The organism is Streptomyces chartreusis (genome assembly GCF_008704715.1).
Lineage (GTDB): Bacteria > Actinomycetota > Actinomycetes > Streptomycetales > Streptomycetaceae > Streptomyces > Streptomyces chartreusis.
This window is the reverse complement of the sequence record NZ_CP023689.1, coordinates 4,549,881-4,570,999: the sequence shown is the minus strand read 5'-3', so window position 1 is coordinate 4,570,999 and position 21,119 is coordinate 4,549,881. Positions and strand designations below refer to the sequence as shown.

Sequence of the window (21,119 nt, the reverse complement as noted above, 5' to 3'; positions counted from 1 at the left end):
GTGTCCCGGCCGGTCAGTGGAACTGGCCGACCTCATAGGCGCCGGCCGGCTGCCGGGTCATGACGTTCAGCCGGTTCGCCAGGTTCATGAACGAGATCAGCAACAGCAGCGCGCCCAGCTGTTCCTCGTCATAGTGCAGGGCGGCCCGCTCCCACACCGCGTCGGAGACCCCGCCCGCCCCGTCCGCGACCCGGGTCCCGGCCTCCGCCAGCTCCAGCGCGGCCCGCTCCGCCTCGGTGTAGACCGTGGCCTCCCGCCAGGCCGCGACCAGGTGCAGCCGTACCGCGCTCTCCCCGGCCGCGGCGGCCTCCTTGGTGTGCATGTCGACGCAGACCGCGCACCCGTTGATCTGGCTCACCCGCAGCGACACCAGCTCCTGGGTCGCGGCAGGCAGCGCCGATTCCTTGACGACCCTGCCCGCCGCCATGACGTGCTTGAGGGCCTTGCCGGTGACCGGCTCGGCGAAGAAGTTCAGACGCGCGTCCATGGGTGCTCCCTTGGCTGTCGTAGTGGCTACACCCACGGGACGAGATGGACCGAGCCCCTGTGACATGGGGGGATGTGACCTGCGTCTCCTTGCCGTCTGCTCGCCGGAAGGCCGAGGTGGGGCGGCTTTCGGACCTTGACGAGCAGGAATGCGGCAAAGCTGTGATGGTGGTGGGGGGAGCGGATCCCCGATCGCGCAAGGCGGTGAGCGTGGTGGTGGTGAGCGATGAGATCCCCGACGAATCGACCGCCGACCACGTCGATCCGTTGGGCGACCCGTATCTGCGGACCAGGTTCGCACTGCCGGCCAGGCCCGGCACGTTCCTCCGGCGCGAGCGCCTGATCGAGCACCTCGACCAGGCTCTGCGGACCCCGCTGACGATGGTCAACGGCGCCGCCGGAGCAGGCAAGACCCTGCTGGTCGCCGACTGGGCGGCCGGCATCGGACAACCGGTCGCCTGGCTCACGCTCGACCCGGCCCTGAAGAGCCCCGGCATGTTCTGGGCCCATCTCCTCCAGGCCCTGCGCACCCGTGGGGTGCCGGTCGACGAAGACATCCGCTGCCCCGCGAACGGCGTGAGCCGCACCCTGCTGACCCGGCTCGCCGCCCAACTCGGCGACAGCGGCCGCGATGTGACCGTGGTGCTCGACGAGTACGACCGCGTCAGCTCACCGGAGCTCTCGGAGCAGCTGGAGTTCGTGCTGCACCACGCCGGGCCAGGGCTGCGCCTGGTCATCGTCACCCGCACCGAGCCGCTGCTGCCGCTGCACCGCTACCGCGCCGCCGGCACGATGACCGAGATCCGCAACGCCGAGCTGGCGTTCACGCCCGAGGAGACCGTCGCCCTGCTGGAACTGCACGGGCTGCGCCTGCCCGTCCACGCGGCGGACGCCCTCGTGGGCCGCACCCGGGGCTGGGCCGCGGGCCTGCGGCTGTGCGCCCTGGCCGCCGGGCAGCAGCCGGACCCGGAGGGCTATCTGAAGGAGTTCGAGGCCGGGCACAGCACGGTCGCCGACTTCCTGCTGGCGGAGGTCCTCAAAAGGCAGCCGCCCCCCACCCAGGACCTCCTGCTGCGGGTCAGCGTCCTGGAGCGCTTCTGCGTCGGACTGGCCAACGAGCTGACCGGGCGCACCGACGCCGAGCCCATCCTCGCCGGGCTGCACCGCGAGAACGCCTTCGTCGAGGACCTCGGGCACACCTGGTACCGGCTGCACCCGCTGTTCCGGGAGATCCTCCGGGCCCATCTGCGCGAGCGCCTGGCGGACCTGGAACCGGAGCTGCACCTGCGGGCCGCGCGCTGGCTGGGCCGCTCCGGACTGCTGCCGGAAGTGCTGGCCCACGGCGCGGCGGCGGGCGAGTGGGACTTCACCGCCGGCGCCCTCGTCGACGACCTGGCGATCGGACAGCTCTTCACCGGACTGCGCTCCGACGAACTGACGGAGCTGTTCTCCGGCATGGGCCCCGGGACGACCAGCCCCGCAGCCGACCTCGTCCGCGCGGCACGCGACCTGTCCCAGTGCGATCTGGACCAGGCGCTGGCCCATCTCCAGCACGCCGAGGAGCAACTGGCCGCCGACGACTCACGCCCCGCCGCCGCCCAGCTGAGCTGCGCCCTGCTGCAGGCCCTGGCGGCCCGCCTCGCCGGCTCCCCCCGCCGCGCGGAACAGGCCGTACGGACCGCCCGTGAGCTGGAGGGGGAGGTCCCCGCCCAGCTGCTGGACAAGCACCCCGAGCTGCCCGCGCTGCTGCTGACCCACCTGGGCTCGACACGGCTGTGGGCCGGGCGCTTCGACGCGGCACGGGACGCCCTCGGCACCGTCGCCGACACCACCGCGGGCGCCGCGACGGCCCTGCCGCGGGAGGAGGCCCTGGAGCACCTCGCGCTCATCGACTACCTCGACGGCTGGCCGACCCGGGCGGAACGCAAGGCCGTCGCCGCGCTGACCGAGACCGAACGGTTCAGTCTGCCGCAGGCGTCGGCCTCCGCCCTCGGACGCCTGGTCCTGGCCGCCGTCGCCGTGGACCGGGGCGAGCTGACCGAGGCCGAGGAACTCCTCGACCAGGCCGGCGGATCCGAGGCCCGCGACCCGGTCACGGCCGCGGGCCGCTCCATCGCCACCGCCCACCTGCTGCTGGCCCGGGGCAAGGCGCGCGCCGCCCTCACGGCCGCCGAGGCCGCCGTGACCGCGGACGTCGCCTCCCCCTGGGAGCGCAGCCACGCCGCGCTGGTCGCCTCGGCCGCCCATCTGGCCGAGGGCCGCCCGCGCGAGGCCGCCGAGGTCCTCGAGCCGGTCGCCGACCGGCAGCCCACCTGCGCGGTGGGCGCGGCGCGGGCCCACCTCGCGGCGGGCGACCCGGCAACGGCCCTCGAACTGCTCGACGTCGTCGGCACCGAGGAGCGCACCGGCCCCGCGCTGCTCGTACGGGCCACGCTGCTGCGGGCACAGGCCGCGAACACGGCCGGCGACGCCGCGACCGTGCGCAGGCTGCTGGCCCGGGCGCTGACGGAGGCCCGGCGCGAGCGGCTGCGGCTGCCCTTCCTGGAGGCGGGGGCGTGGGTCGGGCCGTACCTGGCCACCGCGCCGCTGCGCGGGCTCGCGGCGGGCTGGCTCATGCCGGGCACCGCCGTCGACGAACCGGCACCGCTGCTCGTGGAGCACCTGAGCGGGCGGGAGCGCGACGTGCTCCAGCGGCTCGCGCAGATGATGTCGACCGAGGACATCGCCGCCGATCTGTACGTCTCCGTGAACACGGTGAAGACCCACCTCAAGAGCGTCTACCGGAAGCTGGCTGTCAACCGCCGGGGCGACGCCGTACGCCGAGCCCGCGAGCTGCACCTGCTGTGACGCACGTGCGCCGACCCCGAGAGGCGGCCATGTCCCGACCCGACCTGCCCACGGCGCGCGAGCGCCGGGCCGAGCACCGAGCCCGCGCCGACTACACCGGCGGCGTCTACGGCTCCATGCTCGCCGCCTCCGTGGTGATCGGCGCCGGCGCCCTGGGGGACTACCCCCGAGCGGAGCTGGTCGCGCTGCTGCTGGTGACCGGACTGGTCTTCTGGGTGGCGCATGTGCACGCCCAGCTGTTCGGCGCCCGGCTGGCACAGCACCCCCTGAACCGGCGGACGGTGCTGCACGTGTGCCGCGACGAATGGCCGATCGTGAAGGCGGCCGTCCCGCCGGCCGTGGCGGTGGCCGTCAGCCCGCTGCTGGGGCTGGACGTGTCGGGGGCGGCCTGGCTCGCCCTGTCGGTGGCGGTCGCCGGGCAGGTCGGCTGGTCGCTGGCCGCGGCCCGCCGGGCCGGTGCCTCCTGGCCGCTGATGGCCGTCACCGCCTCGGTCAATCTGCTGCTCGGTCTGCTCATCATCGTGTTCAAGCTCGTCGTGACGCACTGACCCGCGGACGCCCTCGTCGGAGGGGGTCACCTGCACCGGGTGAGGTGGCACCCCCGCCGCGGCGGGACCATGGCGGGGCCAGGTCTGCCAGCGGCTGTCGGCGGGAGGCAGCACATGCGCTACGAGATCCGCGTCGAAGGACATGTTTCGAAGACCCTGGCCAAGGTCTTTCCGGAACTGGATCACGTGGTCATGTCCGGACAGACCGTACTGTTCGGACCCGTCATCGACGACGCCCACCTCTACGGCCTGCTGGCCCGCTGCCAGTCGCTGGGGCTGCGGGTGCTGGAGATGCGCCAGTTGCCCGAGTGAGCGGCCCGCACCGGACCGCCGGCCGACACCGAACCGCCGACCCGACGCCGAAGCGCCGGACCGGCGGTTACTTCGTGCCTCCTCAGAGGTCCTTCGCCTGCACCCGTCCCGACCGGGCGGCCACGCGCAGCGCCTCGAAGTCCCGCTCGTTCTGATCGGCGTAGGCCTGCGCGAAGTCGGTCAGCGCACGGTCGAAGCGGTCGCTGCCGCCCAGGTACGCGGCGATGGCGACGGGGTCGCCGGAGCGGGCGTGGGCGCGCGCGAGGCTGCCTCCGCAGACCTTGCCGAACAGGCGCAGCAGGTCGGGGTCCCAGTTCTCCGGCCGGGCGATGCCCTTCCAGTCCCGCAGCTGACGTACGTAGAAGTCCCGGTCGCCGCCGTCGAGACCGCTGACGATGTGGGTCCAGCCCAGGAAGATGTCGCTGGTCGTCTGGATCAGCCGCTGTCCCGTCACCACGCGGCGGCCCTGGTTGTCGAAGCGCACGCTGCCGTCGGTGTGCGCGGCCAGCACCGACTCCGTGGCCTCCTTGGCCTGGAGCAGCAGGGGATCGTCGTCGTCCCGGCCCAGCAGCAGGACGATCCAGCAGCGGGTGCCGACGCTGCCGACCCCCACCACCTTCCGGGCGATGTCCACCAGGTGGTAGTGGCTCAGCAGGTGTCGGCGCTCGGAGGACAGGGTCTTCGCGTACTCCTCGAAGACGGTCTGGAGCTCCTTCGCCTCGTCGCCCGCGCCGGAGCCCGCCACCAGGTCCCTGAGCGGGATGATCAGCGGGGGATCCGCAGCGATCCGCAGGCCCTCGCCGGTGACATGGGTGAGCTTCTCGAAGGCCTGGAGATAGGTGCGCGTCCGTGCCTTGGCGGTGGCCCGGGCCGTGCGGCGCCTGGCCTCCTTGCTCATCGAGGACGCCATCAGCTCGCGCATGCTGTCGACGTCGTCCTGCGCGTACCAGATGTCCAGGGTCCGCATCCCGGCGAACTCCCGCATCCGGGTCCGGTAGGCCCCCACGCACTCCCGTACGGCCGCGTTCTGCTCGGCGGTGGAGAACTCGTTCGCGCGGCCCGCGATCACGAAGCTGGCCGCCAGCCGCTTGACGTCCCACTCGAACGGGCCGGGGAACGTCTCGTCGAAGTCGTTGATGTCGAAGACCAGATGGCGCTCGGGGGAGGCCAGCAGCCGGAAGTTCAGCAGGTGGGCGTCTCCGCACAGCTGCACGGTGAGGTCCGTGTGCGGCATCCGGCCCAGGTCCATCGCCATGATGGCCGCGGCGCCCCGGTAGAAGCGGAACGGCGACTCCAGCATCCGGCCGTAGCGGATCGGGACCAGCTCCGGTACCCGCTGGGCCGACTGGCGCTCGATGACCTCGATCGGGTCGGTCCGGTCCCCTCCGTCGTACCGGCCGTGGCCGGAACGCGAGACGCGGCTACGGGCGCTTCTGCCGTAGGTCGCCCGCTGGTCGGGCGACAGCGAGGCCGCGAACGCACTCGGAATCGACATGACGCACCCTCCACCTCCGGGCGACCGTCGCGCCCTTCCGCACAGAACCGTCGGACCCTTCCACCCCACCTCATCGCTGCCGTCCCGTCCGCGGATCACCCGTGAGGGGTGACCCGGCCCGCGGGGGCGAGCGTGACGCTGGCCCCGTGAGAGGGCCGCACACCGTTCCGTCGGTGGTCCGGTGGTCGTCGGCCGTATCACGCGAGGAGGAGAAATGACCGTGCCGCGTGGTCCGGGGCCGGACACCGGACCCGATCCTGTGACCGACTGGACGGACCCCGCCGCCGACCAGGACGCCGAGCGGCTGCTTGCCGACCTCGGCAGCTCGTGGTTGTGGCTGCTGGGGTCGGCGGTGGCCGCGCTGGTGCCGGGCATCCTTGCCCTGGCCTGGCCGGACGCCACCCTGCACGTCCTGGCCGTGATCATCGGGCTGTATCTGCTGGTGACGGGCGCCTTCCGGTTCGTCTCGTCGTTCGCCCGGGAACAGGGCGACCGCCATCTTGGGCTGCTCGCCGCGGCGCTGTACGTCCTGGCCGGGGTGCTGTGCCTGCGCAACCCGCTCCAGACGATCGCCGCGCTCTCCCTGATCGTGGGTGCCGTCTGGGTCGTGACGGGCATGCTGACCGCCTGGACGGCCCTGGCGGCCAAGGGCCTGCCGCACCGCGGGTTCGTCCTCGTCGCCGGACTGCTCGGCGTCGTCGCGGGCATCGTGGTGCTGGCCACCCCCAACCAGTCCGCCGTCGTCCTGACCAGGCTGGTCGGCCTGTGGCTCGTGCTGCTCGGGCTGACCGAGCTGGGTCTCGCGCTCGCCTGGCGGTCCGCACTGCACCGGACAGGCTTCACCCGCTCAGGGTGAGGTCGTTCACGTTGAGCATGGGCACGCTGAAAGCGGCGGGGACGGCAGCCGAGTACCCCGCTCGGACGGAGGCAGACGATGAGCGCACACACGTACCTCGCCTACGACTATCCGCTGTTGAGCATGTTCTGGACGCTCCTGTGGTTCTTCCTGTGGATCATGTGGTTCGTCCTGCTCTTCCGGATCATCGGCGACATCTTCCGCGACGACAGCCTGGGTGGCTGGGGCAAGACCGGCTGGCTGGTCTTCTGCATAGTGCTGCCGTTCCTCGGCGTGTTCGTGTACCTCATCGCCCGCGGCAAGTCGATGGGCCAGCGCGAGATCGACCATGCCCAGAAGCAGCAGCGGGTGTTCGACGACTACGTCCGCGACCGGGCCGGTGAGGCCAAGAAGCCGAGCAGCGCCGAAGAGCTCGCCAAGCTTTCCGAGATGCGCTCCCACGGAGACATCACCGACGACGAGTTCCGCCGTGCCAAGGAACTCGTCCTGAGCGGTGCCGGCACCTCGGCCCGCAGCGACTCCGCCACTCCGTCCTGACGCAACACCAGCACGAGCACGCAGAAGGAAGCGAGGTACAACCATGGCCGCCATGCAGACCAATCAGGCGCACGAGACCAAGTACGCCTGGGCCGGGGGCCTGACGGTCTTCGCCGCCGTCATGCTCACCATCGCCGGACTCATCGCCGTCTTCCGCGGCATCATGGGGATCGCCGAGGACGACGTCTTCGTCACCACTCGCAACTACGTCTTCGAGTTCGACCTCACCGGCTGGGGCTGGGTCCATCTCATCCTGGGCGCGGTCGCCGTGATCATCGGCATCGGCCTGTTCCAGCCCGCGGTGTGGGCCCGGGTCGGAGGAGTGGCCATCGCAGGTCTGATCATCATCGCCAACTTCCTCTCGCTGCCGTACTACCCGGTGTGGTCGGTCGTGATGATCGCGATGTCCGGCTTCATCATCTGGGCACTGTGCGTCGCACGGAAGGAAGACTTCCGCTAGCCCGCCCCGCCGGGCGCGAGCCCTGCGGCAGGTGAGCCACCGCGCACGCGAGCGCGGGGAGCACGGCGGAGAACCGCTGATGCCGAACGTCCGGGTCTTCGTCCACCTGCCGTAGGAGGGCTCGTGAACCAGTACCCACCCATCGCCGAGCACGGCATGGTCGGCGACCTGCAGACAGCCGCACTCGTTTCCTCCGGGGGCACCGTCGACTGGTGGTGCACCCCCCGCTTCGACTCGCCCAGCCTGTTCGCCTCGCTCCTGGACAGCGAGCGCGGCGGACACTGCCGGCTGGCGGTGGAGCTGCCCGACGACGGGATGAGCGTGCGTCAGCTGTATCTGTCCGACACCGCCATCCTGGTCACCCGGTTCATGGCGCCGGGCGGCGTCGGCGAGGTGGCCGACTTCATGCCGCCCGTCGAGTCGCCCGCCGCCACGGACCGGCACACCCTGATCCGGCTCATCCGGGTCGTACGCGGCAGCCTGCCGTTCGCGCTCGACTGCCGTCCGCGCTTCGACTACGGCCGGGCCCCGCACACCCTGAACCTGCCCGACGACCACCGGGCCGTGCTGCGCGGACCCGGCACCGACCTGCATGTGCAGACCAGCGGTGACATCGCCCTGAACGCCGACGGGGACGACGTCACCGCCCGCTTCACACTCTCGGCCGGGCAGATCGCGGCCGTGGTGCTGACCAGCACGGCCGACGGCGCCGCCGCGCCGCCCCCGCCGTCCCTGGACGGCATGATCGGGCAGCTGGAGCACTGCCGGGCCTTCTGGCTGTCTTGGCTGCGGGCCTGCACCTACCGGGGACGCTGGCAGGACATGGTGAACCGGTCCGCCATCACCCTCAAGCTCCTCACCTACGCGCCCACCGGGGCCCCCGTCGCGGCGGCCACCATGGGCCTGCCCGAGCAGGTCGGCGGCGAGCGCAACTGGGACTACCGCTACACCTGGGTCCGCGACGCCTCGCTGTCGGTGCGGGCGCTGATCGACCTGGGCTTCAAGGACGAGGCGTACGCCTTCCGGCGCTGGCTGCGCGACCGCATCGAGGCCGGCGACGCCGCCTCGGGTGACCCCTTGCAGATCATGTACCGGGTCGACGGCGACCCGCTGCTGACCGAGGAGATCCTCGACCACCTGGAGGGCTACCAGGGTTCACGGCCCGTCCGGGCCGGCAACGCCGCCGCCGACCAGCTCCAGCTCGACATCTACGGCGAGGCCGCCGACGCCCTGATCGTCGGCCGGGACATCGGCGCGCTCCGCGGCTGGAAGGCGCTGAGCGGCGTGCTGGACTGGCTGTCCGACAACTGGGACCGGCCCGACGAGGGCATCTGGGAGACCCGCGGCGGACGGCAGAACTTCACCTACAGCCGGCTGATGACGTGGGTCGCGTTCGACCGCGGCATCCGCGCCGCCATCTACAGCTCCCGCCCCGCCGACACCGAGCGCTGGACGCGGGCCCGTGACGCCGTGTTCCGGCAGATCGTCGAGCGGGGTTGGCACGACAAACGGCAGGCGTTCGTCCAGCACTTCGACACCGACGTCCTGGACGCCTCGCTGCTGCTGATGCCCCGGGTCGGCTTCGTCTCGGCGCACGACCCGGACTGGCTCAGCACCCTCGACGCCATGGACGACGAACTCGTCAGCGACAGCCTGGTCTACCGCTACGACCCGGCGGCCTCCCCGGACGGCCTGCGCGGCTCCGAGGGCACCTTCAACCTGTGCAGCTTCTTCTACGTCGAGGCCCTCGCCCGCAGCGGCCGGCTGGCCCAGGCCCGGTACGCCTTCGACAAGATGCTGACGTACGCCAACCATGTCGGCCTGTTCGCCGAGGAGATCGGCCCCTCCGGGGAGCAACTCGGCAACTTCCCGCAGGCGTTCACCCATCTCGCGCTGGTCACCGCGGCGATGGCGCTGGACGAGGAACTCGGCAGGGCGGGCACCGACCCGCGAGCGGCCGACCACCTCGACCACGTGCACGTCACCGCCGAGGGCCTGGTCACCCGCCCCGGATCCAGGAGCTGAGGTGTCCGGGCCGCCCGGGGGCGACCGGCGGCCGGGGCAGGGGCGCGTCCTCGCCGCCCTCGCCCTCGCACAGTTCATCTGCAGCTTCGCCGGCTCCAACATGAACGTGATGATCAACGACATCAGCGAGGACCTGGACACCACCGTGCAGGGCGTGCAGGTCGCCATCACCCTCTTCCTGCTGGTGATGGCGGCGCTGATGATCCCCGGCGGCAAGCTGACCGACCGCTACGGCCGCAAGCGCTGCTTCCTGGCGGGCCTGGTCGTCTACGCGGTGGGGGCCCTGCTGTGCGCCGCGGCGCCCGGCCTGGGCGTGCTGATCCTCGGCAACTCGATCCTGGAGGGCATCGGCACCGCCCTGCTGATCCCGCCGGTGTACATCCTCACGACACTGCTCTACCCGGACGTCACGTCCAGGGCCCGGGCCTTCGGGCTGATCATGGCGCTGGGCGGCATCGGCGCCGCCGCCGGACCGCTGATCGGCGGACTGATCACCGAGGGGATCGGCTGGCGGGCCGCCTTCGTCTTCCAGGCCCTGGTCATCGCGGTGATCGTGCTGCTCAGCCGCCATCTGGAGGACCCTCTGCCGCCGGATCCGAACAGTGCCTTCGACACCGGCGGGGCGGTGCTGTCCGCCGTGGGCCTGGTCCTCGTCGTGATGGGCATCCTGGCCGCGGACAACGACGTCGGGCTGATGATCGCCCTGATCGCCGCCGGCATCCTGGTGCTGCTGTGGTTCCTCCGCCGGGCGCGCGCGATGGAACGGGCCGGCGAGGAACCGCTGTTGTCGCTCGACCTGTTCCGCAACCGCACGTCCAACCTGGGGCTGATCACCCAGAACATCCAGTGGCTGCTGCTGATGGGCTCCTCGTTCACGGTGGCGGCGTACCTCCAGACCGTGCGGGACTACAACGCCATCGAGACCGGTGTCATCTTCACGGCGGCGACGCTGGGCCTGCTGCTGTCCTCGCTGTCCGCCGAGCGCCTGGCCAAGAGGCGTCCGCAACGCACCCTCGTCGTCACCGGGTTCGCCGTCACCATCGCCGGTGTCGTCGTCCTGATCGTGCTGGCGGGGGCCTACGGCGGCGGCTGGCCGTTCGTGCCGGGCCTGCTGCTGATCGGCCTGGGCCTCGGCCTGATGCTGACCCCCTCGGTCAACGTCGTGCAGTCCAGCTTCCCCGAGTCCCAACAGGGCGAGATCTCGGGACTGTCCCGCAGCGTGTCCAACCTCGGCTCGTCCTTCGGCACGGCCATCGCCGGCACGATCCTCGTCTCCGGCCTCACCGAGGGCGCCTACGCGGCGGCGATGATCACCCTGGCGGCCCTCGGCCTCATCGGCCTCGCCGCCGCGGCCCGCCTGCCGCGCACCCCGGCCCCCGGCGGCACCCCGGGCGGGGCCGCCGCCGTGCCGACGGCCCCCTGAGCGGGCTCACTGCCCGGGCTGCCGGCCGCCCTGGTCCTTCGGCTCGTCCGTGCCCGGCGGGACCGTCTCGCCGGGGATCACCCGGGGCGTCGCCGGGTCGTCCTCGTCCTTCATCGCGTTGGCCTCGGCCTTGAGGATGCGCGCCGACTTGCCCGCCGAACGGGCCAGTTCGGGCAGCTTCTTCGCGCACAGGACGGCTATGACGACGATGAGGATGACGGCGAGTTCGCTCAGTCCGAACATGGGGTCCTGTCCTCCAGGTGAGCAGGGACGCTGGGGTGCCGCGAGGGCCGGACGGGGTCAGACGCTGACGCCGAAGTCCGCGGCGATCCCGGCCAGGCCCGAAGCGTAGCCCTGGCCGACCGCGCGGAACTTCCACTCGGCGCCGCTGCGGTACAGCTCGCCGAAGACCATGGCCGTCTCGGTCGAGGCGTCCTCGGACAGGTCGTAGCGGGCGAGCTCGGCGCCGCCGGCCTGGTTGACGACCCGGATGAACGCGTTGCGGACCTGCCCGAAGCTCTGGCCCCGGTTCTCGGCGTCATGGATGGAGACCGGGAACACGATCCGCTCCACGTCGGCCGGCACGGCCGCCAGATCGACCTTGACGGCCTCGTCGTCGCCCTCGCCCTCACCGGTGAGGTTGTCGCCGGTGTGCTCGACCGAACCGTCCGGGCTGGTGAGGTTGTTGTAGAAGACGAAATGCCGGTCGGAGGGGACCTTGCCGGCGGCGTCGAGCAGCAGGGCGGAGGCGTCGAGGTCGTAGTCGGTGCCGGTGGTGGTGCGCACGTCCCAGCCCAGTCCGACCAGGACGGCCGTGAGGCCCGGCGCCTCCTTGCTGAGCGAGACGTTGCCGCCCTTGGACAGGGAAACTCCCACTGGTGCACTCCTCATGCGTCGGGTGATGGCGTTGCCGTACCCCTGAAATCTACATCACTGTAGAAATCAGGGAAGGGCGTCCGTGCCGGACGGCCTCTGCTTTCCTTACGATGTACGGCTCGATGTATCGCACATGACGTGCATGTCAGCGGAAGGGAGACAGGGCATGGCGGATCACCGGCAGGGATCCCGGCGCCGGGGGCAGGGCGAGCTGGAGGCCCTGGTCCTGTCGGCGCTGGCGGAGGCGGACGGCCCGGCGACGGCCGGCTGGGTCCAGGAGCGCCTCGGCGGGGACCTCGCCTATACGACGGTGATCACGATCCTGACCCGGCTGCTGGCCAAGGGCGCGGTGACCCGGGAGCGGGCCGGCCGGTCCTTCGCGTGGACGTCGGCCTCGGACCAGGCGGGTCTCGCCGCGCACCGGATGCGCAGGGTGCTGGACGCCGAGAGCGACCGGGAGGCGGTGCTGGCCAGCTTCGTCACGGGGCTCGGGCCGGACGACGAGCGGCTGCTGCGCGAACTGCTGGGGCAGACCGGCGTGGCCGAGCCCGGCGGCGCGGGTCGGCGCCGGGACGAAGGGGAAGACTGACGCCTCATGGGGGTCTTCGTCTTTCTGCCGCTCGTCCTGCCGCTCACGGCATGGCCGATCGCCCGCCTGGCCGAGCAGCATCTGCATCCCCGCACCGCCACCCGGCTGCTCACCGCGGTCGCCGCGGTGATGGCGACGTGCAGCACCGTGTGCCTGGGCCTGGCCATGGTGGTCGGCACCGCCCAGCTGCCCGGCAACCCGCTGCCCGACGGCTGGTCGGACCCCGAGGTGCGGGCGGCCGTGCCCTACGACGAGATCGTCGGCAAGGCGGCGATCCCGGCCCTGTGCGCGGTGCTCGTGGCCTGCGCCAGGACCCTGTGGCGGCACGCCCGGGTACGCCGCCACGCCCACCGGGCGCTGACCGGCCTGCCGGACACCGGGGTTGCCGTACTGCCCGACGTGCTGCCGTACGCGTACGCCCTGCCCGGCGGGCGGCGCGACCGCGTGGTGGTGACCACCGGTCTGCTGGACCAACTCGGACCCGCCGAACGCCGGGCGCTGTTCGCCCATGAGCGGGCCCATCTGACCGAGCGCCACCACCGTTTCCTGCTCGCCGTCCAACTGGCCGCCCGCGCCAACCCGTTCCTGCGCCCGCTGCGCACCGCGGTGTCGTACACGGCGGAGCGCTGGGCGGACGAGGCGGCGGCCCAGGCGGTCGGCAGCCGCCGGACGGTGGCGCACGCGATCGGCAAGGCGGCGCTGGTGTCCCGCGGCGCACCGGTCGCGACGCTGGCCGGCTTCGCGGCGCCGGGGCCCGTGCCGCGCCGCGTGGCCGCGCTGCTCGGGCCGGCCCCGGTGGTGCGCCGGTGGCCGTCGCTGTTCACCTCGGTGGGGCTGGCGGCGTGGTGTGCGGCCGCGGGGACGGCCGTATCGGCGATGTCGTCGGCGAACTCGGCGGTGACGATGGTCCTCATCCTGCACGCGGCCACGCCCCTGTGACCCAGGACCCGATCGGCCGGTCCGGGCAACGCAAGTGAGGGAATTCGCCGTCTGTTCATGGGGGAGACGGCCGGGGCGAGGGGGAGGGACGCTGGTGAGCGGACATGGGAAACGGCGGCGCACGTCGGCCGGTACCGGGACGGGCCCGGCACGGCTGACCCGGCGGGGCCGGATACTGGCCTGGAGCGCGGGGGTGACCTCGGTCGTCGTCCTCGGCGTGGCCGGTGTCGGCGCGTGGGTCTACCAGGACCTGAACGACAACATCAGGTCGGCCGACGTCGACGACAGGATCGGCGGTGACCGGCCGGTCAATCTCAGCCCCGGTTCGAAGAACATCCTCGTCGTGGGGTCAGACAGCCGTGACGGCGCCAACGCCAAGTACGGCAAGGACCTGACCACCATGCAGTCGGACACGCTGATGGTGCTGCACGTGCCCGCGAACCGTGAGTGGGCCACGGTCGTGTCGTTCCCGCGCGACTCCTGGGTGGGCATACCGGCCTGCGACAAGGGCGACGGCAGCACCTCCGACCCGCACCACTTCAAGATCAACGAGGCGTTCGCGATCGGTGGCAGCGGTGGCGAGGTCGCCGGGGCGGCCGCCTGCTCCATCAAGACGGTCGAGGCCAACACGGGCCTGCGGATAGACCACTTCATGTCCGTCGACTTCCAGGGCTTCAAGGGCATGGTCGACGCCCTGGAGGGCATAGAGGTCTGCCCGAAGGAGGCCATCCACTCAGAGAAGGCCCGGCTGGACCTGGAGCCCGGCTGCCAGACCGTCCGCGGCGAGCAGGCGCTCGGCTATGTCCGGGTCCGCTACGGCGTCGGGGACGGCTCCGACATCGGGCGCATCGGACGCCAGCAGGAGTTCATGGACGCCCTGGCCGCCAAGGCGAAGGACAAGCTCACCAGCCCGAAGGCCCTCTACGGCTTCCTCCAGTCCGGCACCAAGTCCCTGACCACGGACCCCGATCTGGCCGGCATCAAGCCGCTGTACGGACTCGCCTCGGAGCTCAAGGGCATCCCGAGCGACCGCCTGACCTTCCTCACGGTCCCCAACTACCCGCGCGAGGCGGACATAGCGACCGACAAGGCCAACGTCGTCTGGCAGTACCCGCAGGCCACCGACCTGTTCACCGATCTGGCCAAGGACAGGGAGGTCGACAAGAAGCGGCTGGAGGCGGGCTCGAAGAACCCGCTGTACGCCTCCGCCGTGCGCGTCCAGGTCCTCAACGGCACCCCGGTCCAGGGCCTCGCCGGCACCGTCGCGGAGCAACTGCGCACGGCCGGCGTCACGGTCACCGGCACCGGCAACGCGCCCGCCCACGCGGGCGCCACCGAGGTCACCTACCCGCCCGGCCTGGAGAAGCAGGCGAAGGCGCTCGCCGCACGGCTGCCCGGGGTCAAGGCCGTGCAGGCGGCCGACGCCACGGCCGGCGTGGTCACCCTGGTCGTCGGCAAGGACCTCGACCCCGAACGCATCCGCTGACCGGCCCCCCTCGTCGAGAGGGGCCGCTCAGGCGCCGGTCGGTCAGAGGTCGAACTCGTGCGGCGGCAGGCCGAGGGCGTAGCACGCCTCGCGGACCACGGCCTGCTCGTCCTTGTCGAAGTCGCCGTCGGCGCCGCCGATGACGATGCCGATCTGGATGACGGCACGCGCCTCGGCGGGCTTCTTCTTCGCCTTGGCGACCTCCTGCATCACGCTCACCTTGCCGAAGTCGAAGTCGGTGGTGAGCCGGTTGAGGTTCTCCTCGAAGCGGCGGCGCAGATCGTCGGCGGGGAAGTTCTGCAACACCTCGTTGCCGGCGATCAGCTGGGCCACGCGCTGCCGCTCGGAGGGGTCGACGGTGCCGTCCGCGGCGGCGACGAGCGCGCACATGGCCATGCTCGCGTCGCGGAAGGCACCGCTCTTCAGGTCGTTCTTCCTCGCCACCAGCTGGGTCTGCATCGTCGATGCGGACTCCTTGATGCGGTCCCACAGGGCCATGAGAACTCCATACGATCGATAGCTTCTACAGCACTGTAGAAGCTACCAGGTGTGAGCTCGGCGGGATCAGCCCTCCTCGTCCTCCTCCTCGCCCTCGAAGAAGTCCCCCACCTCGTCCACGGCCTCGGCCGCGACCATGCCGCCGACCACACCGACCGCGAGCCCGGCGGCCCCCGCGGCGACGGCGGTGCCGACACCGGGCCCGGAGCGGTGCCCGTCGTGACGGTGGCCGTGGTGGTCGTCGTGCCCATGGCCGTACGCGGCGTGCGATCCGTGCGGTGCCCGGTGCTCCACCAGCCGCTCGATCCAGCCCTCGACCTCGGCGTTCCAGTCGCGGGAGTCGTGGTGGCCGACGGTGAAACTGGTCAGCGCGTCGTGGCCCCCGGAGAACAGCCCGCCGCGCTTGTCGGCCTCCAGGACCACCTCCATCCCGGCCGGGCCGGCGAGGAAGGTCACCTCGATCTCGTTCACCCGGTGCGCGTACCGGGGCGACGGGGTGATCTCGATCTCCTGGTAGAAGGGCAGTTGCTGCCCGGTGCCGCCGATACGGCCGTACTCCAGGTCGGCGGAGCGGAAGCCGAACCCGAGCTGCCCGAGGGCCTCCAGGACCGCCTCCTGCACGGGCAGCGGGCCGACGGCCAGCCGGTCGAGGTCGCCCTTGTCCTTCGCGCCCGCCACCGACAGCTCGGTGCGCACACCGAGGACGACGCCCAGCGCCTGGCCGTACAGCTCCGTGACCGGCGTCTCCCAGGGCAGCGTCACGCTGAACGGCACGGAGTGCTCCTCGCCCTCGGCGAGCCGGAACCCGCCCCCGACGGTGAACCGTTCGAAGGTGACGGCACCCTCGCTCTCGCCCTCCTCGTGCTCGGCCTCGACCCGGGCCACCAGTTCCAGGGTGATCGACTCGATCTCGAAGTCGGCGCCGCCGCCCCTGAGGCGGACCTGGCCGGTGAGCGCGCCGCCGGGCAGCGCGGGACCGGGGTCGAGGACCGTGTCCACCGTGGGGCCGCCCACGCCGAGCGAGCCGAGCAGTCGTTTGAACACCATCGTGGCGTTCACTCCTTCACGTGCGTACGTGCGTGTCCGTGGGAACAACCGGGGATTCCGAGCCGTTCTCTACAAGCGAGTAGAAGAATAGGATGGCCGGACCCGCCGGAACCGGTGTCCCGGCGCACGCCGCGGGAAAGTCCGAAAACGGTCGATGCCTTCCGGCCCACGGGGACGGACGTCGGCCCTCCGGCCCACCGAAGACAGAAGGAGACACGAGCCGCCGATGGGTGAGCCTCCCAGTACCAGCCGTGCCGATTCCCGCCCGTACGAGGGAAGGGGGGCGGCACGGTGACCGAGGTCCTCCTGCTCCTCACGGCCCTCCTCCTCACCCTGGCCTGCGCGCTGTTCGTCGCGGCCGAGTTCTCGCTGACCACCGTCGAACGCGGTGAACTGGAGCGCGCCGCGGCGGCGGGCGAGCGGGGCGCCGAGGGCGCGCTGCGGGCCGTACGCCGGCTGACCCTCCAGCTCTCCGGCGCCCAGCTGGGCATCACCGTCACCTCGCTGGTGATCGGCATGCTCGCCGAGCCGTCCCTCGCCGCGCTGCTGCGCGGGCCGTTGGAAGCGGCCGGCCTGGGCGGCGCCGCCCCGACCGTGGCCACCGTGCTGGGCGTGGCGCTCTCCACCGTCGTGCTGATGGTCGTCGGTGAACTGGTGCCGAAGAACTGGGCGATCTCCCGCCCGCTGGCCGTCGCCAAGGTGGTCGCGGGCCCGCAGCGCGGCTTCACCGCCGCCTTCGGCCCGTTCATCCGCCATCTGAACGACACCGCTAACCACTTCGTGCGCCGCTTCGGACTGGAGCCCGCCGAGGAGCTCGACTCCGCGCGCAGCCCCGAGGAACTCGTCGCGCTGGCACGGCACTCGGCGGCCAAGGGCGCCCTGGAGCCGGACTCCGCCGAGCTGTTCGTACGCACCCTGCACCTGGGCGAGCTGACCGCGGAGAACGTCATGACGCCACGGGTCGACGTACAGGCCCTGGAGGCGCACGCGACGGCCGCCGACGCGGCGAACCTGTCGTACGCCACCGGCCTGTCCCGCTTCCCGGTCTACCGCGACAGCCTCGACGAGGTCATCGGCACCGTCCACATCCGCGACGTGCTGGCCCTGGAGCCCGAGCGGCGCCTGACCACCCCGGTCACCGAACTGTCCACCGAACCCCTGCTGGTGCCCGACAGCCTCACCGCCGACCGGCTGCTGGAGCGCCTGCGGGCCCACCGCACCATGGCCGTCGTCATCGACGAGTACGGCGGCACGGCCGGCGTAGCCTCCATGGAGGACATCGTCGAGGAGGTCGTCGGCGAGGTCCGCGACGAGCACGACCCCGTCGAGGTCCCCGACCTCCAGCCCGCCCGTGCGACCCGCGACGGGCGTGCGGTGTGGGAGGCGGACGGCGGCGTACGCCTCGACGAACTCGCCGGCATAGGACTGACCGCGCCCGAGGGGCCGTACGAGACGATCGCCGGCCTGATCGCCACCCGGCTGGCCCGGATCCCCGCCAAGGGGGACGTGCTCGACCTGGACGGCTGGCGGCTGGACGTCGTGGACGTGGACCACCACCGCGCCGACCGCGTCCGCATCACGCAGCCGGCGCCTGTCGCCGCCCCCGCGGCCCGGCTCACGGAGGACGCCCGATGACCGCCCTGCAACTGGCCATCGGCGCCCTGACGCTGCTGACCAACGCCTTCTTCGTGGGCGCCGAGTTCGCCCTGATCTCCGTACGCCGCAGCCAGGTCGAGCCACGCGCGAAGGACGGCGACAAGCGGGCGCGGATGACCCTGTGGGCCCTGGAACACCTCTCCGCGATGATGGCCACGGCCCAGCTCGGCATCACCGTCTCCTCGCTGGTGCTGGGCGCGGTGGCGGAACCGGCCATCGCGCATCTGCTGGAGCCGGCGTTCGAGACGGCCCACGTCCCGCACGCCCTGGTCCACCCGATCGCGTTCGTGATCGCGCTGACGGTGGCCACCTACCTCCACATGCTGATCGGCGAGATGGTCCCGAAGAACATCGCGCTGGCCGCCCCCGTCCCCACCGCACTGCTGCTCGGCCCGCCCCTGGTCGCCCTCACCCGGACGCTGCGGCCGTTCGTCTTCGGCATCAACGCCTTCGCCAACGCCCTGCTGAAGCTGCTGCGCGTCGAACCGAAGGACGAGGTCGAGGCCGTCTTCACCGACGACCAGCTCGCGCGCATGGTCGTCGAGGCGGGCGAGGCCGGACTGCTCACCCCGGCGGACGGCGAACGCCTGCGTGACGCCCTGGAGCTGGGCACCCGCCCCGTCGGCGAGATCCTCGTCCCCTCCCAGCGGATGCGGACCGTGGACGCGTCGATCACCCCGGCCCGGCTGGAGCGGGTCGCGGCGGAGGCGGGTTACTCCCGCTTCCCGGTCACCGCACCGGACGGCACTGTCCTCGGCTACCTGCACATCAAGGACACGCTCGGCACGACCGACCGCGACCGCCCGTTCCCGCCGTCCACTCTCCACCCCGTCACCCGGGTCCGCATCGACACACCCCTGGACGACACACTGACGGCCCTGCGAGCCGAGGGCAGCCACCTCGCCGCCGTCCTCGGCGAGGGCGGCAAGGTGATCGGTTTCGTGACGATGGAGGACGTCCTGTCAGAACTGGTGGGACCGGCGCCGGCGGAGGTGTGAGGGGAGGGCGGGGCCCGTCGTGATTCCTGTCGGGGGGCGGGCCCTCGTTGTGGTTCCCGTTGGGGGCGGACGGGCCCTTGTTGTGTTGCCGTCGGGGGAGGGCGGGGTCCTGCCGTGATTCCCGTCGGGGGACGGCGGAGCCCTGCCGTGATTCCCGTCGGGGGACGGCGGAGCCCTGCCGTGATTCCCGTCGGGGGACGGCGGGGCCCTGCCGTGATTCCCATCCGGGGGAGGGCAGGGTCCTGCGGTGATTCCCGTCGGAGGGAGGGCAGGGGCCTGCCGTGATTCCCGTCGGGGGTTGAGCGAGGGCTAGCCGATGTGTTTAGGGTGCTGGCAATGCTGCTCCCCACACGCGCCACACCGGTAACAGAAGCCACTGCCGCACCGGAGGGACGACAGGACTTCCTGCCGTCCGCGGAGGCGGGGGAGAGACGGGCACAGACGCAGCGACCGGTGCCGCTCCCGGTCCCGGTCCCGGCCTCGACCCGGACACCGGCACCGGCATCGGCCCCGGCACCGGGACGGACGGGGCGGGACCCGTTCCTGGACAACGCCAAATACCTGGCGATCGTCCTGGTCGCGGTGGGCCACGCGTGGGAGCCCCTGCGTGAGGGAAGCAGGACGATCACCGCCCTGTACACGCTCGTGTACGCCTTCCACATGCCGGTGTTCGCCCTGATCGCGGGCTATTTATCGCGAGACTTCGAGGCGACCCCGAGGAAACTCGCCGGCCTGCTGAAGCGCACGGTGCTGCCCTACGTCGTCTTCGAGACGGCGTACACCTGCTTCACCCGCTGGAGCAGCGAGGACCCAGACCGCCCGATCACCCTCCTGGACCCGCTCTACCTGACCTGGTTCCTGGCGGCGCTGTTCATCTGGCGCCTGACGTCACCGCTCTGGCGAACGCTGCGCCACCCACTCCCACTGGCCCTCACGATCGCGGCCCTGGCGACACTGTCCCCGACCGACGGCAACGACCTGGACCTGCAACGAGTCCTCCAGTTCCTGCCGTACTTCGTACTGGGCCTGTGCCTGAGGCCCGAGCACTTCCGCCTGCTCCACCGCCGCGAGGCCCGCCTCCTGGCGGCCCCGCTCTTCGTCTGCGCGTTGCTGCTGGCGTACTGGGCGGTGCCGAGGATGAACTACGCCTGGTTCTTCCACAACGACAGCGCGACGGCCCTGGGCGCACCGGCCTGGTCGGGCCCGATCATGACGCTGGCCACCTTCGGCTGCTCGGTACTGCTGACGGCAGCTTTCCTGGCCCTGGTCCCGAGGAACAGAAGGTGGTTCACCACACTGGGCGCAGGCACCCTGTACGCCTACCTGCTCCACGGCTTCATCGCCCAGGCAGCCGAACACTGGGGCTGGTACACCTCCCCCTGGCTCCACCACCCGACGGGCGTGGCAACGATCACGCTGCTGGCAGCGGCAGTCATAACCCCACTATGCGCACCACCGGTGGCACAGACCCTCAGCAGGGCACTGAAACACCCAACAAGCTGGGTTGCCCGCCCCTGAGCCCCTACCGGGCGGCCCCGCCTTTTCGAGGCTTTAATGCGAAGAGCGACGATCGGCTTCAGCCGCGCTCGGTTCACCGGCTGGGGCGATCGATGTTCTACCCGTGCACCCTCATTCCCTGGGAGACCGCGACCTTGTTGTCGGAGGGCTCGGCTAGGTTGCGGGGATGACTGCTACGGATCCGCTTGTGCCGGCCCTCGCCGGGCTGGTCGTCGACGCCGTCTGGTTTCTCGAGAGTTGTGGTGACGACGAAGTCGACCCCGACTCGGCCGTGAAGATGATGGAAGGCGTGGGCGGCGAACTACTGCGACTGTCTCTGGACCAGCGTGACCGTCTCTTGCAGGTCCTCACCGACCTGGCCGAAGTAGAGCCGGATCCCGCGCGACGGGAGTTCTTGGAATCATTCCCCTCCGCCTGTGGCCTTGTCGAGGAACAGTAAGGCTGAGCCCAACGTCGTCTGGGAGAGCACCGCTTCAGGAGCCAGGTGGGGAGGGTGCGCCGTGAGCTGCAGCTTCCGGGCCAC

General features: G+C 71.5%; 21 protein-coding genes. 15 read left to right on the top strand and 6 right to left on the bottom strand.

The genetic code is table 11. From position 1 onward, the window contains the following. Window positions 1-13: 13 nt before the first annotated feature. A complete protein-coding gene (locus CP983_RS19730) occupies window positions 14-487 on the bottom strand; it encodes a carboxymuconolactone decarboxylase family protein (RefSeq protein WP_150500810.1) in 474 nt (157 codons plus the stop codon). A gap of 164 nt (window positions 488-651) precedes the next feature. On the opposite strand from CP983_RS19730, the gene CP983_RS19725 reads away from it, so the two are divergent. The 3 genes from CP983_RS19725 to CP983_RS19715 all read left to right on the top strand — a co-directional run bounded on the left by CP983_RS19725 (window position 652) and on the right by CP983_RS19715 (window position 4,193). Continuing rightward, window positions 652-3,333, top strand: coding sequence for a winged helix-turn-helix domain-containing protein (locus CP983_RS19725; RefSeq protein ID WP_150500809.1), 2,682 nt, complete (start codon window positions 652-654; stop codon window positions 3,331-3,333). Window positions 3,334-3,362: 29 nt separating this feature from the next. Next, window positions 3,363-3,881: a hypothetical protein gene (locus CP983_RS19720; RefSeq protein WP_107904668.1), complete on the top strand. Its 519-nt coding sequence runs from the start codon at window positions 3,363-3,365 to the stop codon at window positions 3,879-3,881. 114 nt (window positions 3,882-3,995) lie between these two features. Then, the gene (locus CP983_RS19715; RefSeq protein WP_126901869.1) at window positions 3,996-4,193 is read left to right on the top strand and encodes a hypothetical protein; all 198 of its coding nucleotides are present in this window, start codon (window positions 3,996-3,998) and stop codon (window positions 4,191-4,193) included. Between the two features lie 82 nt (window positions 4,194-4,275). Here CP983_RS19715 and CP983_RS19710 read toward each other — a convergent pair whose 3' ends face one another. Beyond that, the gene (locus CP983_RS19710) at window positions 4,276-5,688 is read right to left on the bottom strand and encodes a DUF2252 domain-containing protein (RefSeq protein WP_150500807.1); all 1,413 of its coding nucleotides are present in this window, start codon (window positions 5,686-5,688) and stop codon (window positions 4,276-4,278) included. A gap of 214 nt (window positions 5,689-5,902) precedes the next feature. Here CP983_RS19710 and CP983_RS19705 point away from each other — a divergent pair, with 214 nt between their 5' ends. From CP983_RS19705 to CP983_RS19685, 5 genes are all read left to right on the top strand, one after another. After that, entirely contained in the window at window positions 5,903-6,544 is a 642-nt protein-coding gene (locus tag CP983_RS19705; RefSeq protein ID WP_150500805.1) for an HdeD family acid-resistance protein, read from the top strand. 78 nt (window positions 6,545-6,622) lie between these two features. Beyond that, the gene (locus CP983_RS19700; protein WP_150500803.1) at window positions 6,623-7,081 is read left to right on the top strand and encodes an SHOCT domain-containing protein; all 459 of its coding nucleotides are present in this window, start codon (window positions 6,623-6,625) and stop codon (window positions 7,079-7,081) included. A gap of 43 nt (window positions 7,082-7,124) precedes the next feature. Further along, a complete protein-coding gene (locus tag CP983_RS19695) occupies window positions 7,125-7,541 on the top strand; it encodes a DUF7144 family membrane protein (RefSeq protein WP_150500801.1) in 417 nt (138 codons plus the stop codon). A 123-nt stretch (window positions 7,542-7,664) separates the two neighbouring features. Continuing rightward, window positions 7,665-9,566, top strand: a complete 1,902-nt coding sequence (locus CP983_RS19690; RefSeq protein WP_150500799.1) for a glycoside hydrolase family 15 protein — start codon at window positions 7,665-7,667, stop codon at window positions 9,564-9,566. Between the two features lies 1 nt (window position 9,567). After that, window positions 9,568-10,989, top strand: coding sequence for an MFS transporter (locus CP983_RS19685; RefSeq protein WP_150500797.1), 1,422 nt, complete (start codon window positions 9,568-9,570; stop codon window positions 10,987-10,989). Window positions 10,990-10,995: 6 nt separating this feature from the next. Here the strand turns inward: CP983_RS19685 and CP983_RS19680 are convergent, their stop codons facing one another. Next, window positions 10,996-11,232: a twin-arginine translocase TatA/TatE family subunit gene (locus tag CP983_RS19680; protein ID WP_107904662.1), complete on the bottom strand. Its 237-nt coding sequence runs from the start codon at window positions 11,230-11,232 to the stop codon at window positions 10,996-10,998. Between the two features lie 57 nt (window positions 11,233-11,289). After that, window positions 11,290-11,865, bottom strand: coding sequence for a TerD family protein (locus CP983_RS19675; RefSeq protein ID WP_107904661.1), 576 nt, complete (start codon window positions 11,863-11,865; stop codon window positions 11,290-11,292). Window positions 11,866-12,031: 166 nt separating this feature from the next. Here CP983_RS19675 and CP983_RS19670 point away from each other — a divergent pair, with 166 nt between their 5' ends. The 3 genes from CP983_RS19670 (at window position 12,032) to CP983_RS19660 (ending at window position 14,879) form a co-directional block, all read left to right on the top strand. Next, complete coding sequence (locus CP983_RS19670) at window positions 12,032-12,454, top strand: BlaI/MecI/CopY family transcriptional regulator (protein WP_150500795.1); 423 nt, start codon at window positions 12,032-12,034, stop codon at window positions 12,452-12,454. Window positions 12,455-12,460: 6 nt separating this feature from the next. After that, window positions 12,461-13,393, top strand: a complete 933-nt coding sequence (locus CP983_RS19665; protein WP_150500793.1) for a M56 family metallopeptidase — start codon at window positions 12,461-12,463, stop codon at window positions 13,391-13,393. A 94-nt stretch (window positions 13,394-13,487) separates the two neighbouring features. Then, complete coding sequence (locus tag CP983_RS19660; protein ID WP_189749072.1) at window positions 13,488-14,879, top strand: LCP family protein; 1,392 nt, start codon at window positions 13,488-13,490, stop codon at window positions 14,877-14,879. A gap of 42 nt (window positions 14,880-14,921) precedes the next feature. Here the strand turns inward: CP983_RS19660 and CP983_RS19655 are convergent, their stop codons facing one another. Then, window positions 14,922-15,377 carry a tellurite resistance TerB family protein gene (locus CP983_RS19655; protein ID WP_107904658.1) on the bottom strand — a complete coding sequence of 152 codons (456 nt, stop codon included), beginning with the start codon at window positions 15,375-15,377 and terminating at the stop codon, window positions 14,922-14,924. Window positions 15,378-15,443: 66 nt separating this feature from the next. Beyond that, window positions 15,444-16,424, bottom strand: coding sequence for a sporulation protein (locus tag CP983_RS19650; RefSeq protein WP_150500791.1), 981 nt, complete (start codon window positions 16,422-16,424; stop codon window positions 15,444-15,446). A 291-nt stretch (window positions 16,425-16,715) separates the two neighbouring features. Here CP983_RS19650 and CP983_RS19645 point away from each other — a divergent pair, with 291 nt between their 5' ends. The 4 genes from CP983_RS19645 to CP983_RS19630 all read left to right on the top strand — a co-directional run bounded on the left by CP983_RS19645 (window position 16,716) and on the right by CP983_RS19630 (window position 21,035). Beyond that, window positions 16,716-18,059, top strand: a complete 1,344-nt coding sequence (locus tag CP983_RS19645; RefSeq protein ID WP_150500789.1) for a hemolysin family protein — start codon at window positions 16,716-16,718, stop codon at window positions 18,057-18,059. After that, window positions 18,056-19,078: a hemolysin family protein gene (locus CP983_RS19640; protein ID WP_150500787.1), complete on the top strand. Its 1,023-nt coding sequence runs from the start codon at window positions 18,056-18,058 to the stop codon at window positions 19,076-19,078. The genes CP983_RS19645 and CP983_RS19640 overlap by 4 nt, the downstream gene beginning before the upstream one ends. Before the next feature lie 453 nt (window positions 19,079-19,531). Next, window positions 19,532-20,596, top strand: a complete 1,065-nt coding sequence (locus CP983_RS19635) for an acyltransferase family protein (protein WP_229915046.1) — start codon at window positions 19,532-19,534, stop codon at window positions 20,594-20,596. Window positions 20,597-20,762: 166 nt separating this feature from the next. Further along, window positions 20,763-21,035: a hypothetical protein gene (locus CP983_RS19630; protein ID WP_150500783.1), complete on the top strand. Its 273-nt coding sequence runs from the start codon at window positions 20,763-20,765 to the stop codon at window positions 21,033-21,035. Window positions 21,036-21,119: the final 84 nt, after the last annotated feature.